The following is a 17040-nucleotide window of genomic DNA, read 5'->3' on the forward strand; positions in this document are numbered from 1 at the left end:
ATGATATTTATAAATTATTTGGTGAGAAGTTTTTTGAGGTGACTGATAAAGAAAAACTTGTAAAACTTATGAATACAGTCAATGAGATTGGTCCTGTTGAAGAATACAATCTTGCAAAATGGGAAATAATGGTAGTAAAGGGAAGCAATGCCTGAAGTCAATATTTCTTTATGCAAAATGTAAAAAGAGTATAAAAACAGAAGATCTTTTACTTTAGAATAGAATAAGAATGGAGATATAAAAATTGTCGGTTACAGAGTCAATCAGGATTTGCTAAACGAATAGAAATAAAAAGGGTTTTGAATATTTTTCAGACCTTTTTTATTTTTTATGATTTTATCTATCAAAACGAATAGCAATAAAAGATATATTTCAACAAAAATAATTCATTAAAAAGAGAATTATTAAGTATATTCGTATACCAAATCTTTAAAAACTTTAATATGAACCAAAAATCCAATTCCCTGATCTATCCAAAATTATGGACAGGAAAAAGTGTGCTGATAACTCTTATTATCGCTGCAACATTAGTATCCTGCAGTAAAAATAATGAAGAAATTACATCCGAAGTACAAGCCAGTGCTTCCAGTGCTGAAAATGTAAAAAGGGGACAATTGAATGGCCAGGAAATTACCTATGAAAGGAAAAACGGAATGAACTTTTTCCAGGGAGATATTGTTCTTACCGACAAACAATTGTCAGAAGGCAGCGGACTGAATAAAGGCGGTGCCAGTTATTCAAGGTGGCCCAATGGCAAAATTTACTATACCATTGCCAGCAATATGGGCTCTATCAACATAAATAAAATCAATACTGCGATTAATGAATACAATGCCAAAACCAATACTCAATGGATTTACCGGACCAATCAGTCTAATTATGTAGAATTTATTTTCGGAAGTTCATCAGGATCAGATGGCTGGGCTCATATCGGATATCAGGGAGGAAAACAGACAGTCTCTCTGGATCAATATATTTCTGTAGGATCGGTCATTCATGAAATGGGACATACAGTGGGACTTTATCATGAACATACCCGTAAAGACAGGGACCAGTATGTAAAAATACTATGGAACAATATCCAAAGCGGGCAGTCTTATAATTTTAATATCTATAATTCTGGAACAGATATAGGACCATTCAATATCAATTCAGTAATGATGTATTGGCCGACCTCTTATTCTAAAAACGGGTTACCCACTATTACAAGGGCTGATAACTCAAGCTTTACCTATAACAGAACGGGGTTTACGGCAGGAGACATCAATACCATCAACGCGATGTATCCTTAATTTTAATATTGAAAAATTTTCACATAAAAAGAAAAGAACCCTTAAGAGTTCTTTTCTTTTTTATAATTATAATGATTGATCAAAATTCTGATTTCATTAAATTCAAAATGGCTTGGCAGTGCATTCTTCCATTCTGTAAGAGTTTCGTGCGGGTTTTTGTAGAACTCTTCTTCAAAAGCCTTAATCTTATCTGAAGTAATTACCCTTGTAATATCAAGCAATCCCTGTTCTGCAAACTTAGCGAGATGGCCAATCACGGTTTCTTTCACCAAACCTCTTTCCAATGCAATTTCTCCGATCGTTTTTCCCTGTTCAAATAACTGGAAGGTTAAAACCTGAGAGGGCACTTTAGCGATTTTCAGATTAATTTCCTTATCATTCTTTTCATCTAAAAGTTTCGTTTCAAGAAGATAAATATCCCGTAAACTGTTCAGATACTCTTCAATGTCTTCAAGCCAGCTTTTAAATTCTTCATTATATTGTTTTAAGCCTTTTGCACCTTTTATTTCAGCATAAAACTCTTTTAAGGGATCAAAAATCTTATTCCTGGTCTCTGTAAAAAAGAAATTAACAGCCCCTTTTGATTTGCTTTCAATTTCGGCCCATTCTTCTTTTTGTTCAATAAAATTACTGACTTTCTGGAAAATGATTCGTTCCAGTTTTTCAAAAATTTTCCCCAGATTGACCGCTTCATGTTTGAGCTGCAGATAAAGCTGTTTGGTTTTAACATGGTCAATATTCTTAGTCACAATCGAAAGGTTATTCCATTCTTCCACTTCTTTTAAAAACCATGTGCAGTCTAACGTACGCAATACTTTTCTGATGCTGTAGTCATATTTTTCCTGATTCAGAATGGCTTCAACATGATCATTGGCAATAGTATCCGTATGGAAGTGCAAAATCCTGTTGTCTTTAAAAATAACTTCAGGAGTAATTTTTGATTTTAAAACAATTCCTTCCAGTGTTCTGCAACGGGATAAAGCCACATAAACCTGACCGGCAGTAAAACTTTTACCGGCATCAATGATGACCTTATCAAACGTTAATCCCTGACTTTTATGTATCGTAACAGCCCAGGCCAGCTTTATCGGAAACTGTTCAAAACTTCCAAGGACTTCTTCCTGAATATTTTTATCTGTATCAAGAAAATACTTCTTCTGTTCCCAGGTTTCTCTTTTTACCACAATTTCATTTTCACTCTCATCCAGTACCACCCGGATTTCATTTTCATCCAATCCTATGATCTCTCCCAGCTTTCCGTTAAAATATTTCTTTTCACCGGAAACATCATTACGGATAAACATAATCTGAGCCCCAATTTTTAATTCTAAAAACTGCTCATTCGGAAACTGGTTTTCTTTAAAGTCACCCACAAGTTTAGCTTCATAAACCTGAGGATCCGACTTGATTTCCGCTAACTTCTCCTGGTTGATTTCATCTGCCATTTTGTTGTGAGAACAAAGATATACGTAAGATTCTTTCCCCATGTCGAAGTCAGGATCATATCTTTCATTCAGATGCTCAAAATCAATATTGTCAACATCACCGTCCCGGATAGCATTCAGGATTTCGAGAAACTCCTGATCAGACTGTCTGTATACTTTTGTCAGCTCAATGGTAACAATTGGGATTTCCTTAATGGCATGACTGTCGAAAAAGAAAGGAGAGTTGTAATACATTTTGAGGATATGCTCATCCCTCACTACCGGAGGAAGCTGATACAAATCGCCGATGAACAGCATCTGCACACCACCAAACCTCTGGTTATTTCTTCGGATAAACCGTAAAGAAAAATCCATCATATCCAGTACATCAGCTCTCAACATCGAAACCTCATCTATAATGATAATTTCAACTTCTCTTAAAAGCTTAAGTTTATCTTTACGATATTTGAAATGAGGCATCAGGTCAGCAATATTATTTGCCAAGCTGGTATCTATCCTTTCTGTTGTCGGCAGAAAGGTTCTCAATGGTAATCCGAACATAGAATGGATCGTTACTCCGCCAGCATTAATAGCAGCAATTCCCGTAGGAGCTACCACAATATGCTTTTTCTTCGTTCGTCTTACAAAATCATTAAGAAACGTTGTCTTCCCTGTTCCCGCTTTCCCGGTCAGAAAAACACTTCTATTGGTATACTCTATTAAGTCAAAAAAATGATTATTCATCGTTTTCAAAAATACGGAAATGAATTTGATTTTCTTACCTTGGCATAAGTTTTGAAAATTCTTAAAAAGAAAAATGTTTATTGTGAAAAAAATATTCTTTCATATCCCAGCAATAGTATTATGTACTACATTAACTCTTGTTTCCTGTAATACCTCAAATAATGCCAACATCAATCTTCCTGTTGATATTGCAAACCGACCTGCTGATGAAGACAGCCAGAAATATGAACAGGCACAGCTCGATAAGTTAAAAGCTTCTATAGAATCTGAAGTTTCTGGGGAAAAATGTACGGATGCCAGTGAATGGGCTTTTACTCCAATGGGATCAAAACCTTGTGGCGGACCTCAGCAATACATTGCTTATCCCAAGAAAATAGAAGCTTCTTTTTTACAAAGAGTGAATGAATATACTGATAAAGTGAAGGCTTTTAATGAAAAATATAATATTACGTCCGACTGTATGATGATCGAGCCACCTACATCGCTCAAATGTATCAATGGCAAGATCAGGCTTATTACACCGGATAATAATTAACAATAAAGCAAAGGTTCTATATCAAATCGAAAAAGCTCTGTTTTGAAACAGAGCTTTTATATTTATTTTAAATAGATCAATGGTAAATTTTGCTTCGCAAGTGAATAGTGAATTTTTGACACCAAAAATAATTGATAAGTGCAGCGAATTGACTATTCACTATTCACTTGACAGGTTATAATTGATGATCTTTCACATTCTCCTTGTACCAGGAAGAATATTTCACATAGTTATCCGCAATTCTGTTTACTTCTCCTTCCAGCAACTGCGCATTGATATCTTTGATTTTTTTTGCAGGAACTCCTCCCCAGACTTCTCCTGATTTAATATGAGTTCCCTGAGTCACTACAGAACCGGCTCCTACAATAGAATTTTCTTCCACCAGACAATCATCCATCACAATAGCTCCCATCCCAATCAATACATTATCTTTAATGGTGCATCCATGAACAATTGCGTTATGCCCGATAGAAACATTGTTACCAATATTCAAAGGATATTTCTGATAAGTACAGTGCAGCATTGCATTATCCTGAACATTCACTTTGTCGCCCATTCTGATATAATTAACATCTCCGCGTATCACTGCATTATACCAGACACTGCAGTCTTTTCCCATGGTAACATCACCAATAATGGTTGCCGTTTCTGCTAAAAAAGTATTCTCTCCGATCTGTGGTGCTTTTCCTAAAAGTTTTTTTATAAGTGCCATAATATTAATTTGAAAATTTGAAATGAGCCAATTTGAGAATGTGATATGTGCGATATAATTTCAGGTATCTAACTTCTAAATTACAGCGATAGCAAAAATCTAACTCTCAATTTTCAGCTTCTAACTTCTAATGCGTATTTTTGTATCTCAAATTTAACGAAAAAATGCGTACCGTACTTATAGAACCAACCGAAAACCCGAAAGTGATGAAATTTGTAGCTGATTACAATCTCATACCAGGGTCTTTGGAACTGGACAGAAATTCAGATATATCAGAAATTCCACTGGCACAGGAACTTTTCAATTATCCGTTTGTAGAAAGAGTTTTCATTACGGCTAATTTTGTAGCTGTGGCAAAACAGGATACCATAGAATGGGAACATGTTGCTGAAAGTCTGAAAAACGTAATTGAGGATGAATTATTGGCTAACCCGAGAATTTATCTTCAGAAGAAAAAAGAAATGTATCAGATTTATGCTGAAATGACTCCAAATCCCAATGTCATGAAGTTTGTATCAAACAAGCTGCTGATGGATGGTTTTGTGGAAGTAAAATCGAAAGAAGCGGTTGAAGAAGTCCCTTTGGCTCAGGCTATTTTTAAAGAATTTGATTTTGCAACGGAAGTTTTCATTTCTGACAACTTTGTAGCAGTTACAAGAGACAACTCTGTTGAGTGGCACCAGGTGATGATGACTGTTCGTGCTCTTATTGCTGAGTATCTTCAAAACGGAGGTGAAATTTCAAAAATTGAACCTCAGAAACATGAAAATCCTGTTGAAAAGATCATCAACAGAGATTATACTGAAGATGAGCAGAAAATTTCAGATATTTTGAATGAATATGTAGCTCCTGCCGTAGAAAACGATGGAGGAAAGATTTCTCTGATGGAATATGATCAGGAAAATAAAACGGCAAAAATGCTTCTGCAGGGAGCATGTTCCGGCTGCCCAAGTTCTACAGCTACCCTGAAAAACGGTATCGAAAATATTTTAAAGCAATTCGTTCCGGATTTAGTAGAAAAAGTAGAAGCTGTAAACGGATAAAACAGTGGCTATGCCTCCCGGAAAGAAAATTATAGTCATTATTGGAAGTGCTTCTGAAAATTCCAGCAATCAGCAACTGATGCAACAGGTACTGGAAAAAATGGATGATGCAGATTTCCAGATGTATGATGATCTTTCTGTTCTTCCGCATTTTAATACTGCGTTAACGGATCATAATACTCCTGAAAAAGTACTTAAGATCAGAGAGGATATTAACAATGCAGCAGGGATTATATTTTCTACGCCGGAATATATTTTCAGTATTCCGGGCAGATTAAAAAATCTTTTGGAATGGTGTGTTTCCACTACGGTTTTTTCTGAGAAACCGGTAGCTGTAATCACGGCTTCTGCCAGTGGAGAAAAGGGACATGATGAGTTATTATTCATTTTAAAGACTCTGGGTGCTGTAGCAGATGACCAACATCAGGTATTAATAAAAGGGATAAAAGGAAAATTTGACAGCAATGGCTTACTGGAAAGTGATACCTTTGCTAAAATAGCAAAATTAGTGACAGATTTTACAATATCTGTTTCATAATTAAAAATTAGAATATTGAATAAGAAAGGAATTTTACTGGTCAATCTCGGATCGCCGAGATCTACCTCTGTAAACGACGTAAAGGAATATCTTGACGAATTTTTGATGGATGAAAGAGTGATAGATTATCGCTGGATTTTCCGTGCTCTTCTTGTACAGGGAATTATCCTGAAAACCAGACCTGCAAAATCTGCCGAAGCCTATAAAACTGTTTGGACAGATAAAGGCTCTCCACTGATTGTTATCACAGAACAGATTCAGAAAAAGCTTCAGAAAGTAGTAGATGTTCCGGTGGAAATAGGAATGAGATATGCAGAACCTAGTATTGAAACCGGCATTCAGAAACTGGTAGATCAGGGAATTACGGAAATTGTTCTTTTTCCTCTATATCCTCAATATGCGATGAGCACAACGGAAACGGTGATTGAAAAGGCAGAAGAAGTCAGAAAAAAGAAGTTTCCACAGGTGAAGATCAATTATATTCAGCCTTTCTATAACAGAGATATTTATATCAACTGTCTTGCAGAGAGTATTAAGGAGAAGCTTCCTGAAAATTTCGATGCCCTGCAGTTTTCGTATCATGGAGTTCCGGAAAGACATATTTATAAGACAGATCCTACCAAGACCTGTAATCTTAATGACTGCTGTTCCAGAGAAGATAATCCGAGTCATCAGTTCTGCTATCGGCATCAATGTTATAAAACGACACAGCTTGTGATTGATAAACTGAATTTACCTAAGGAAAAAACTATTGTTTCTTTCCAGTCAAGATTAGGAAAAGACAAATGGATTGAACCTTATACTGATGAAACGCTTGAAGGTATTGGCAAAAAAGGAGTGAAAAACCTGGCCATTGTCTGCCCTGCTTTCGTTTCTGACTGCCTGGAGACGCTTGAAGAAATTTCTGTGGAAGGAAAAGAACAGTTCCTCCATGGAGGTGGAGAAAATTTTCACTACATTCCATGTCTTAATGATGAAGACCGTTGGATTGAAGTGGTAAAAATTCTTTGTGAAGAAAAACTGAATGATTTTTATCTGGTGTAATTTACTTTACTCAAAATATACAAAAGGCCACAAGATTAACTTGTGGCCTTTTTGTGAATATATTAAAAAATTTGGTGCTACTTTTTAATAAGGTTTCCTGCTTTCTGTCCGTTTACCATAACAATGTATACTCCCGGAAGAATATTGGAAGGAAGCTGAATATTAAGTTTATTTACTCCATCAGTAATTTCAACTTTTTCAGATATCTCTTTTTTACCTGTCAGGCTTACCAGTTCTACAATTCCTTTTCCGGCTTTACCTTCAAAGTTTATGGTGAATCTGTCGGTTGCAGGATTTGGGCTTATAGTATAAAGCGGAGTATCTGCAGCTGCCACTTTTCCTGCAGCTGATGTTCCCCCTCCTACACCTACTGCATTCCATGCATTGGTAACCTGAGTTACTTCATTACTGCCGGCACCATACAGATCTGCGGCTGCCTGAAGAGAGTAGGTTCTTGCATTGGCATAATTGGATGAAGAGGTCAGATAAGTCGTTAATGTTCTGTAAGCGATAGCTCCTGCTTTATCCAGTCCGATTCCGGAAACATTATAAGCAAATCCTTTATCATTTGTACCAGACCCTCCGGTTACTAACAAATAATACCAGAAATTAAGTACTCCTGAGTTGGTATGTACCCCACAATAATCATTAGACTGGCTTGGAGTAGAACATCCTGAGGTGGTAGTGGTTTTCCAATAGGTTCCCATATAAGTATCAGGCTGGCTGTAATCATTTGGGTTAGCCATATTTCTGATCACATAGTTGAAATCTTCTCCAAGAGTCCAGCTTGCCTGTGTAGGTCTTGCCCAACGCTCAATCGTATTTCCGAAGATATCTGAGAACCCTTCATTTAAAGCTCCGGATTCTCTCTGATAAGCAAGATTAGCCGTTTTAGAAGTTAGACCGTGTGTGATTTCATGACCGCAAACATCTATTGCTGTTAAAGGTTTTCCTCCGTTTGTTGTAGAGCTGCCATCTCCATAAGTCATTCTGGAACCATCCCAAAATGCATTAAAGTAATTGGTAGAATAATGAACATAAGATTTAATAGCGAAATTATTATTATCAATACTCTTACGTCCATATTTTGTATAAAAATAATCTACTGTCATTTCAGCTCCCCAATGAGCATCAGTAGCATATTGATCTTTATTGGTATTGACATTATTCCAGTTATTATCTGTATCTGTAAAATCTACAGCAGAAGCATAGCTGGTTCCTTTTTTAAGATTATAAGTTTCCACAGCTGTTCCTCCATTTCTTCCTGTTTCTCTTAGACGGTAGCTTCCATTATAGGAATCTGCTGTTATATTACGGGTTCCGCTGTATGCTGTAACAGCCGTTCCCGGACTGTTTACTTCGTGGATAATAGCATCTACCCCTAACACCTGTCCATTTTTAGCATCTACAAACACATATTGTCTGCTTAAAGGCTTTTCAGCATAAATATCAAATTTATACGCCAGCCTTAAATCATTCAGTCTATCATCGTCAGGATCGGAATAATATACTAATTCACCTTTGGGTTCAAAACTTGCATGGGGATCGGCAGATTCTTTTTTTAGGAAATCCTCCTCTTCTTTATTTTGCCACTTGTATACCTGTGCACCTACAAAAGATAAAGCACTCTGCAAAGCTGTATTTTCAGAAATATTGGCCTTTCTGCTCATTTGTTTTGGAGCCTGCAGAACCCATTTACCGGTTTGCCCTACAATTTTGCCGTCTTTTGTCTGTACAGCCATCATTCCATATTCTACAGGAATATCATTGATGGTCTGCTGAAATCTATGGGTTTCGAATCCTAATGCATCTTTTTCTAATCCCAGCTTACGTCCCTGGCCTTGAGTAAGTCTTTGTGATGCTTCGTCAAATAAAACAGGGCTACCCTGGAATGCAGGTTCATTTTTTTCGAATCTCATAAACTCTGCATGTAATCCGCTTTTACCCGGAACTAATTTTGATGGTGTGTTTTGTCCAAAGACAAAAGAGCAGGCAGCAACGCTTGCCACTAAGATAAATTTCGTTTTCATATTAATATTGGTTGATTGTGTTGACGAATTTATAAACTTTTCACAATAAAACGATATAAAATATAATAAAAATTCAATTGATATTATAAATCAATAAAGAAAACACAATGACGATTTTAAAACAAAGAAAATTATTTAAATATAATTTTTCAGCAATGCGAATTTTATGTTAAAATATTTAATTAAAATCAAAATTTTGTGAATTATTTTTTTTCACTATGTTGTGCATTATAATTGAAGAAATAGGGTCAATTTGGTTGGGAAAATATTCTTTTAGTATGTAAAAAAAAGAACTGCCTCAAAAGACAGTTTTATATATAAAATTTTATGTGGCAATTAATAATTACTGATTATTAGCGTTTATTCGCAATTGGGGTTCTGAATTCCCCATATCCCATCAGGCCATCATAGTTCCTTCCGAAAGGCGCATAATACAGGAATGCCTGATACAGGTTTTCTGTCTGCCAGAAGTTTCCGTTGATCTCACCAAAATTAAGAGGTCCGTTTCCCTCTTTTGTAGCCAAAAGATAATTATAGAACCCTTGTTTCAGAAATATTTTAGCTACATATTGCTTTGTAGCCGGATCGTATTGCATCTGGTTTTCTTTACCTGGTTTAAAATTATTAAACCCACCCAAAACATAAATCTCTTTATCCACAGGATCTGAATCCAGATAGAAATGTACCCAGGAATAATCAGCCTCTCTTTCCGCATCTCTCTCTCTTCCCAAATCATTTCTTCTGTAATACCATGCTCCGTTGACATCCGGCTGATATTGATAATTTAAAGGAAACGCCCATACAGGATGCAGATATGTCTGGTTGACATCATCTTTTATCTCAGTAGCACGTACCATATCCGCTGCCATATTCATATTTTTATTATCAAAATAATAAAACTCATTATCTCCGGGAAAAGTAAGATTCATCTGCTGAAAAAGCACCTGATTTCCTAAAACACTGCTAGGCTTAAGGTTGGAAAGCACCATATTCGGATTATTGTTCTGCATCACATTCAGGGTGATTGAATTAACATTGGAAGAAATATCTCCTCCTTTTGGAGAAACATTCACTTCCACCCTCTGATTAAGACTGGGATTTTTTGCATCCGCAAATCTCGAAATATTTAAACCAACAGATGTCACATCTTCTACCAGATAAAATCTTTTTTTGAAAAGTGGCTGGTCTGCAGAATCTTTATAAACAATCAGCTCATAATTTCCTGAAACCTTAAGCTGAATTTTATCATTCGGAAAAACCAGTTTATAGTGGGTATACGCCTGTAATGTATTGAAAGAATACTGAAACTGATCCAGAAGAGCATTCATACTTCCGGTAGCAAATTCTGTAAAAAACAGATTATCTTCATTCCAGTTTCTGTCATAATGTTTGAATGTGTATCTATAGATCTGACTGCCGTTGGTAAGATCATCAAAGCCCAGCACCAACTGTTCACCTATCCTAATTACCGGGGTTTCGTCATTGGTCTGAGGATTGAACAGCTGAACACTTTGGATATTTTGTCCAAAAACCAGTCCGCTCAAAGAAAGTAAGAGTATTCGCAAAGTTTTCATTATGACGAAGATAACGAAAAATAGCCATTTTCTTAATAATATCGTATTTTTGGATAAAAAATATTCAGATATGCTTCAGATTCAAGGTTTCGTATTCAACTTTGCCAGCGAAAATACTTACATTATCTATAACGAAAATAAACATGCCTGGTTAATTGATCCGGGAAATATGAATGCCCAGGAGACTCAGGTTATTCATAATTTTATTACAGAAAAAGGGCTGAAGATTCAGAAAATCCTTTTGACACATGCTCACATTGATCATGTAATTGGGCTTCAATGGGCTTTTGATATCTTCAAAGTACCGGTTTATATGCATCAGGAAGATCAGGAAGTACTGGATATGCTTCAGGCGAGTGGTGTGAGATTCGGGATGCAGATAGATCCTGTAAAAGTAGATATCGAATATGTAAAGGAAGGTGACGAGCTTGATCTGGATGGTGAAAAGTTTAAAATTTATCATGTTCCGGGACATTCTCCGGGAAGTGTTGTTTATCACAATGAAAACCAGAAATTCATGATTTCAGGTGATGTACTTTTTGAAGGCAGCATCGGAAGAACAGATTTATATAAGGGCAATTATGATCAGCTGATTGAGGGAATCAAATCCAAACTTTTCATTTTACATGATGACACACAGGTTTTTTCAGGACATGGGAATCCTACTTCAATTGGGTTTGAAAAACAGTACAATCCATTTTTTAAGTAAGAGAGATTGAGAGTCAGAGGGATTGTAAGTTCTGTAAATGTATGGAATCCAACTTGGGTCTGACACTAAATATAAGAGAACATAAAAACACAAAACCGTCAGAAAATTTCTGACGGTTTATTTTATAAAGAAACAGAATTTAGAAGTCCAATGTAATTGAAGCTCTGGCAGCAGCTCCCATAATAGGTCTGGCCATTCTGATATTTCCTACAACAGATGATGATCTCGGGTCTCCCTCTGTGATTCCTATTGTATTAAATATATTGGTTCCGTCCACAGCAAAGCGTATTTTTCCCAGCTGATAAGACATACCTGCCCCAAATTCAGTAAATGACGGAAGAATATTATCTTCAGTATTCCCTTCATTCTGGAAACGTTTGCCATAATAGTTCATACTTACATAAGCTCTCCATTCTTTTGTAATGTTGACAGCCGGAGAGATATTGAAATAAAACTTCGGCATTCGTCTTACCACATTCCCGTCATAATCAAACGTAGAGCCATCTGCATTTCTTCCTCTGAAGTCTTTATATTTCGGGTTCTGAATGGTTCCGTTAAAAGTAACTTCCAGGATATTATTGAATAATCTTGTATATCCTTCAATCTCCACCCCAAGGTTGGTCGTATTGGCAAATTTATTCTCGGAAGTTCCATCAGAGAAAACATCTGTAAATGAAATATTCTTAAGAGTTGAATAAAATGGAATCACTGCAACATCAAACGTTCTGGAATAATATTTATATCCTATTTCCAGCTGATTCGTCAATACAGGCTTGATCTGGCTCAGATCTGCCATATTATTGTAATATGCTTCTTCATTCGGAGATCTGAATCCATTGGAAAAACGGGCATATACTGCATTCTCACGATTGATTTTATAGTTTGTTGCCAACGTAAAAGAAACTTTGTTGATGTCATAATACCAATAGGTATATTTATTGCCTAATACAGACATTTTATCATCAGCTGTCGTAGTGGCAAAGCCATGGGTACCATCCACCGTTAATCCTGAATTATTAAGATTGGCTGTTGTGGTATTGACTCCATATCCTTTATAATAATCACGGCTGTAACGGATTCCTCCGTTGAAGCTCCATGCATCAGTAATATTATAATCCAGATTCATATACACATCATTAAGGCTACCCTGAATTTGTGAATCCCTGATCAGAAAAGACATGCTTGTCACTCCGTTATAGGTTTTTGAGTATCCGGTATCAGCCGGAGACAGAGAAGTATCTACAAGATTTAATAACTGAGGTCTGTCTGTAGCTGTTGTTAAAATATTACTCCAGTTCCAGTACTGATGAGATTTCCAGTTTGATTTATAAAAACCTGCGGTTACATTTCCTTTATTAAATTTATAATTGAACTGCAAATCATTCACAAAATTATTCATCTGTTTATCAATAGCCCAGAATCCCAGCTCCTGTACAAATTGAGGATTAACAGTCCCACCGCCGCTTACTAATGAATATTGATAATTACTTCCTGAAATCCCGCTTTTTTTAGCAAAATCTGCTGCTGTGTACGGAGCTCCTGCCGGGAAAATCCCCGTATAGTTCATATTGATGTTGGTATACCTGGTTTTATTTAAAACACTGAAATTGTGTCCAAGATCGTATTTAAACTCAGCTCCCAATACATCTACCTTCGGATGAATTCCATTTTCCAGATCTCTGCTGAAAAAACCTCCGCCAGCCTGCGGAATGTTCAGCTGACTGATTCCTCTGTAACTGTAAGTTCCGTAATTAGGATCAAAATCCTGGAATCCTTTCAGTTTATTTCCATCCTGTACCAAAGGGATCGGTAAATAGAATGTATTCCTGTCATCCAGTTTTTTGTAATATACTTTTACGTAGCCTTTATCAAAGACGTATTTCAGATTCATTCTGATCTGCCCTCCATTATTGGCTTTGAAACCTGTTTTTCTTATCCCGTCATCTGTTCTGTAAAAACCTCCTACATTGAAAAACAATTTATCCTGAACCAATGCTCCTCCCAGATTGACATCTGTACGCATTAATCCGTAGGTACTGGTTTCCAGTTTTGCAGTTCCTTTAAAATCATTGGAACCTTCTTTTGTAATAAAGTTGATCAGACCACCGGGAGAATTATTGGCATAAATAGAACCTGAGCCTCCTCTCAAAGCTTCCAGACGGCTTACCGAATTATCTACCCTGAAAAAATTATCTGCATTGGCAAACTGAAGGGCTCCGTCTTCAAAAACCGGAAGACCATCTTCCTGCACCTGTACAAATTCATAGGCTCCTGCCGAAGGAATCCCTCTTGCAAAAAGGTTATTTCCTACTTCACCTCCCGAAGTTTCCACGGCAAATCCCGGGACTCTCTGCAATAAAGCAGCCGCACTGATCGGGTTCTGCTTCTGAATCTCTTTGGCACTGAATGTCGAAATTGCTGTACTGGACTCTATTTTTTTCTTTGGATTTGAGTTTCCTGTGATAACAATCTGATCGATGGAAGAAACTTTTGCAGAATCCTGCGGTGTTTCCTGGGCATAAGCATTATTAAAATATAACGTAGCTGTTGCGGCGATTAAAAATATTGATTTTTTTTTCATAGCCTTATCTTTTATAGTTAGTTTCAGTTTTGTTGTAATTGTAAATACACGCCATTCGTCCAGCCGAATCCATCCTGATTGGGGTATTCCCCGCCGCCTGCTATTGTTTCTGTGTCTAATGCATTGTATTTTTCCATCAGTTTTCCGGTGTTTTTGTAAACCCTTTCTACATTGGAACACCAGTTGTTTTTTATCTTCTCAGCCAGTTCATCAAAGCCATAATTTTTCATTGCTTTGAAGCCCAGCCACTGATAGGGAGCCCATGCATTGGGAAGGTCCCACTGCTGGCCTGAGTTTTTAGTGGTCGTCACAAGTCCTCCCTGATATAAGAACTTTTCTGTAATAGTTTTAGCAACAGCTTCTGCCTGTTCCTGGTCTGCAATCCCAAGGAATAAGGGGTAAAGAGCAGCAATATGTTCAGACGGTGTTTTTGTGTTTTTTTTAGTGTGATAATCTTTATAATTGTTAGTATTTCCATCCCAGAAATATTTATTGATCATCTGTCTTCGGCTTGCTGCTCTTTCAGTAAAATAATTTTCTTTTTCTGTCAGACCCTGAAGCGATGAAGATTTTGCCAATGTCATTTCCAGATGCCATAAAAGGCAGTTCAGATCAACCTGTGCAAGATTCAGCGTTTCTATCGTCTGTATATGTTCTCCGTCTGCAAACCATCTGCTGGAAAAATCCCAGCCTGACTCACAGGCACTTCTTATATTTCTGTAAAATTCATCTCCTGTAGTTTTTTCATGATCTTCAATATCGATCAGGTAGCTTTCAGGACGTGGCGCATTCTCTGCATCATAATACCGGTTAAGAATATCACCTTCTGCAGTTCTGACTACTCTTTTTACGTTTGAATTGTTCTCCAGCCATTCTTCACCATCCATCCAGAATGCATATTCTTTCTCCAAAGTTGCATAGTACTGCGAATAGATTCCTTTGTCATGATTGGTTTCAAAAAGGAGATCCAGCATTAATGAAAAATAAGGAGGCTGCGATCTGCTCAGGAAATGAGTTCTGCTCGCATTGGGAACAAATCCTACGTTCTGAATAAGGTAAGAACAGTTCTCGATAATATTTTCCATCATTTCCACTCTTCCGGAAGCTTTTAATCCAAGCATAATAAAATAACTGTCCCAATAGAAAAACTCATTAAAACGGCCGCCTGGAACAATATAAGGTTTTGGCAGTTTTAAAAGGGTTCCTTTTTCTTCATAGGCTGTACGGGTCAATTCATCCCACAGCTTTTCAATGTGTTCCTTAATCGGAAGATGATCTTCCCTCTGAACAGAAACTCTGGCTCCTAAAAAATCAAAGTGGGCCATCACAAAATCTTTCAGATCAAAATCAGGAGAGTCTTTCATCTTTTCATACTCTTCATTGATCTTCACAATCGGAAACAGAGGAACTGCATCCGTCATCATTTTCTGATCTTCAAAAATTTCAGATCGCTGTACATCATCAAAAAGACTTTGAATTTCATTTATATAAAGCTGATTACTCATTGTTATTTTTTAGGGTTAATTTTTAATTTATTCATGAAAATTGCTGAAGTGATCAGTAATGAAAGTGGAATCAAAGACAGATAAAATGCCTGCTGCCCACTGAATTCCTGAAACACAAAACCGGTAATGATAGAACCTATAGTTCCTCCGATGGCCGAGAACACCACAATTAATCCTGACATTGCACTGTGCAGATATTTCGGGATTGATGCCAGGATCACAGAGTTAATACTCGGATAAATAGGTGCCAGCAAGCCTCCCATCAAAGGAAATAAATACACCACCAAAGGAGCATTCAGCCAGTTTGTTTGAGTATCAATATGGATATTGTGAGTCAATGGTAAAACCAACAGTAAGCTAATGGCAAAACCTATCACACAAAAAGAAACCACATAGATCCAGCTGAATTTCTTTGAAAAAAATCCTGACAGGAATCTTCCTAAGGCAAAAGCACCTGCCAAAACCGCTCCCGCCTGGATACTCATGGATGTCGGTACTTTTAAAATTTCTTTATAAAAAGTGGGAGTCCAGGTCTGAAAGCTTTGTTCTACCAGCACAAAAAGGAAAGCACATAATAAAAAGCATAACACTTTTTTGTAACTGAACAAACTTGCGCTGTTCTTTAGATCTCCCAGCAGATCTGTTTTCTCATTTTTAGCTTCCTTCTCATTCAGTTTCGAAAAGAAAAGAAATAAAAAAGACATGCTTGAAAGTCCTCCAAGAACCCAATACACATTCAGCCATTCTGTAGATCGTGGATTGTGATCATCAATATACAAACTGAACAGAACATTTCCAGCCAATACTCCAATCATGAAAAACCCTTCCAGAAATCCCATAAAACTGGAATGCTCCTTATCTGTTTCTGTCACCAGTCCAATAGAAGTAAATACTGATATTTTGATTAGCGCAAAAGAGACTCCTACCGTAGCAAACAATATTTTAAAAACCCAAAAAGCATTGGTAAACGGCATCACAAAACACATACAACTTACCAGCAACAAAGCAGTCAGCATGGATTTCTTTATTCCTATTCTGGGCAGAAATGAAGCGAGAACAAATGAACATATGGCGATCGGAAGATCTTTAAAACCTTCCAAAACACTGGCCGAAGATTTTGAAATCCCAAAATTCTGCTGTACCTGCAGGATGACTGTTCCCACAGAATTCAGGAGAATCGCGAAGACAAAATAATTTAAAAATAAAACGGCCTTGATGTTAATATTTTTCATTCAGGTTATTTCTTGCTGGCTAAGATAGAAGCATTTGTGTTAACGATAATTTAACACAGTAAATGAATATTTGAACT

Annotated in this window: 13 protein-coding genes; 6 read left to right on the forward strand and 7 right to left on the reverse strand. The window is 36.7% G+C overall.

Annotated features, from left to right (window positions below; all coding sequences use genetic code 11):
• Positions 1-443: 443 nt before the first annotated feature.
• Positions 444-1292 carry a M12 family metallopeptidase gene (locus AC3FI7_RS12300; protein ID WP_491460219.1) on the forward strand — a complete coding sequence of 283 codons (849 nt, stop codon included), beginning with the start codon at positions 444-446 and terminating at the stop codon, positions 1290-1292.
• Between the two features lie 41 nt (positions 1293-1333).
• Here the strand turns inward: AC3FI7_RS12300 and AC3FI7_RS12305 are convergent, their stop codons facing one another.
• A complete protein-coding gene (locus AC3FI7_RS12305; RefSeq protein WP_343659700.1) occupies positions 1334-3460 on the reverse strand; it encodes a helix-turn-helix domain-containing protein in 2127 nt (708 codons plus the stop codon).
• A gap of 73 nt (positions 3461-3533) precedes the next feature.
• Between AC3FI7_RS12305 and AC3FI7_RS12310 the strand changes: the two genes are divergently transcribed.
• Positions 3534-3995 carry a hypothetical protein gene (locus tag AC3FI7_RS12310; RefSeq protein WP_343659701.1) on the forward strand — a complete coding sequence of 154 codons (462 nt, stop codon included), beginning with the start codon at positions 3534-3536 and terminating at the stop codon, positions 3993-3995.
• A 175-nt stretch (positions 3996-4170) separates the two neighbouring features.
• Here the strand turns inward: AC3FI7_RS12310 and AC3FI7_RS12315 are convergent, their stop codons facing one another.
• Positions 4171-4707 (reverse strand): gamma carbonic anhydrase family protein, encoded by a 537-nt coding sequence (locus AC3FI7_RS12315; RefSeq protein WP_142723917.1) that lies wholly within the window; start codon positions 4705-4707, stop codon positions 4171-4173.
• 164 nt (positions 4708-4871) lie between these two features.
• Here AC3FI7_RS12315 and AC3FI7_RS12320 point away from each other — a divergent pair, with 164 nt between their 5' ends.
• Genes AC3FI7_RS12320 through hemH form a run of 3 tightly spaced genes read left to right on the forward strand, consistent with a single transcriptional unit; the run spans position 4872 to position 7332 of the window.
• Positions 4872-5750, forward strand: a complete 879-nt coding sequence (locus tag AC3FI7_RS12320) for a NifU family protein (protein WP_491460220.1) — start codon at positions 4872-4874, stop codon at positions 5748-5750.
• A 10-nt stretch (positions 5751-5760) separates the two neighbouring features.
• Positions 5761-6288, forward strand: a complete 528-nt coding sequence (locus AC3FI7_RS12325) for an NADPH-dependent FMN reductase (protein ID WP_491460221.1) — start codon at positions 5761-5763, stop codon at positions 6286-6288.
• A 15-nt stretch (positions 6289-6303) separates the two neighbouring features.
• A complete protein-coding gene (hemH, locus tag AC3FI7_RS12330) occupies positions 6304-7332 on the forward strand; it encodes a ferrochelatase (protein WP_142723913.1) in 1029 nt (342 codons plus the stop codon).
• Positions 7333-7409: 77 nt separating this feature from the next.
• Here hemH and AC3FI7_RS12335 read toward each other — a convergent pair whose 3' ends face one another.
• Both AC3FI7_RS12335 and AC3FI7_RS12340 read right to left on the reverse strand, forming a co-directional pair.
• Entirely contained in the window at positions 7410-9362 is a 1953-nt protein-coding gene (locus tag AC3FI7_RS12335; RefSeq protein ID WP_491460222.1) for a M4 family metallopeptidase, read from the reverse strand.
• A gap of 353 nt (positions 9363-9715) precedes the next feature.
• Positions 9716-10936, reverse strand: coding sequence for a type IX secretion system plug protein (locus AC3FI7_RS12340; protein WP_142723911.1), 1221 nt, complete (start codon positions 10934-10936; stop codon positions 9716-9718).
• A gap of 70 nt (positions 10937-11006) precedes the next feature.
• On the opposite strand from AC3FI7_RS12340, the gene AC3FI7_RS12345 reads away from it, so the two are divergent.
• Complete coding sequence (locus AC3FI7_RS12345) at positions 11007-11645, forward strand: MBL fold metallo-hydrolase (protein ID WP_142723999.1); 639 nt, start codon at positions 11007-11009, stop codon at positions 11643-11645.
• Positions 11646-11784: 139 nt separating this feature from the next.
• Here AC3FI7_RS12345 and AC3FI7_RS12350 read toward each other — a convergent pair whose 3' ends face one another.
• Genes AC3FI7_RS12350 through AC3FI7_RS12360 form a run of 3 tightly spaced genes read right to left on the reverse strand, consistent with a single transcriptional unit; the run spans position 11785 to position 16963 of the window.
• Entirely contained in the window at positions 11785-14226 is a 2442-nt protein-coding gene (locus AC3FI7_RS12350) for a TonB-dependent receptor (RefSeq protein ID WP_491460223.1), read from the reverse strand.
• Between the two features lie 23 nt (positions 14227-14249).
• Complete coding sequence (locus tag AC3FI7_RS12355; RefSeq protein ID WP_343659705.1) at positions 14250-15731, reverse strand: trehalase family glycosidase; 1482 nt, start codon at positions 15729-15731, stop codon at positions 14250-14252.
• A gap of 2 nt (positions 15732-15733) precedes the next feature.
• Complete coding sequence (locus AC3FI7_RS12360; RefSeq protein WP_291899511.1) at positions 15734-16963, reverse strand: MFS transporter; 1230 nt, start codon at positions 16961-16963, stop codon at positions 15734-15736.
• Positions 16964-17040: the final 77 nt, after the last annotated feature.

The organism is Chryseobacterium sp. TQ-BC-N36, from assembly GCF_058382295.1.

Excerpts from the sequence above, each read along its gene's own strand:
- AC3FI7_RS12300 (WP_491460219.1), top strand. The coding sequence starts at position 444 with ATGAACCAAAAATCCAATTCCCTGATCTATCCAAAATTATGGACAGGA.
- AC3FI7_RS12305 (WP_343659700.1), bottom strand. The coding sequence starts at position 3,460 with ATGAATAATCATTTTTTTGACTTAATAGAGTATACCAATAGAAGTGTT.
- AC3FI7_RS12310 (WP_343659701.1), top strand. The coding sequence starts at position 3,534 with ATGTTTATTGTGAAAAAAATATTCTTTCATATCCCAGCAATAGTATTA.
- AC3FI7_RS12315 (WP_142723917.1), bottom strand. The coding sequence starts at position 4,707 with ATGGCACTTATAAAAAAACTTTTAGGAAAAGCACCACAGATCGGAGAG.
- AC3FI7_RS12320 (WP_491460220.1), top strand. The coding sequence starts at position 4,872 with ATGCGTACCGTACTTATAGAACCAACCGAAAACCCGAAAGTGATGAAA.
- AC3FI7_RS12325 (WP_491460221.1), top strand. The coding sequence starts at position 5,761 with ATGCCTCCCGGAAAGAAAATTATAGTCATTATTGGAAGTGCTTCTGAA.
- AC3FI7_RS12335 (WP_491460222.1), bottom strand. The coding sequence starts at position 9,362 with ATGAAAACGAAATTTATCTTAGTGGCAAGCGTTGCTGCCTGCTCTTTT.
- AC3FI7_RS12340 (WP_142723911.1), bottom strand. The coding sequence starts at position 10,936 with ATGAAAACTTTGCGAATACTCTTACTTTCTTTGAGCGGACTGGTTTTT.
- AC3FI7_RS12345 (WP_142723999.1), top strand. The coding sequence starts at position 11,007 with ATGCTTCAGATTCAAGGTTTCGTATTCAACTTTGCCAGCGAAAATACT.
- AC3FI7_RS12350 (WP_491460223.1), bottom strand. The coding sequence starts at position 14,226 with ATGAAAAAAAAATCAATATTTTTAATCGCCGCAACAGCTACGTTATAT.
- AC3FI7_RS12355 (WP_343659705.1), bottom strand. The coding sequence starts at position 15,731 with ATGAGTAATCAGCTTTATATAAATGAAATTCAAAGTCTTTTTGATGAT.
- AC3FI7_RS12360 (WP_291899511.1), bottom strand. The coding sequence starts at position 16,963 with ATGAAAAATATTAACATCAAGGCCGTTTTATTTTTAAATTATTTTGTC.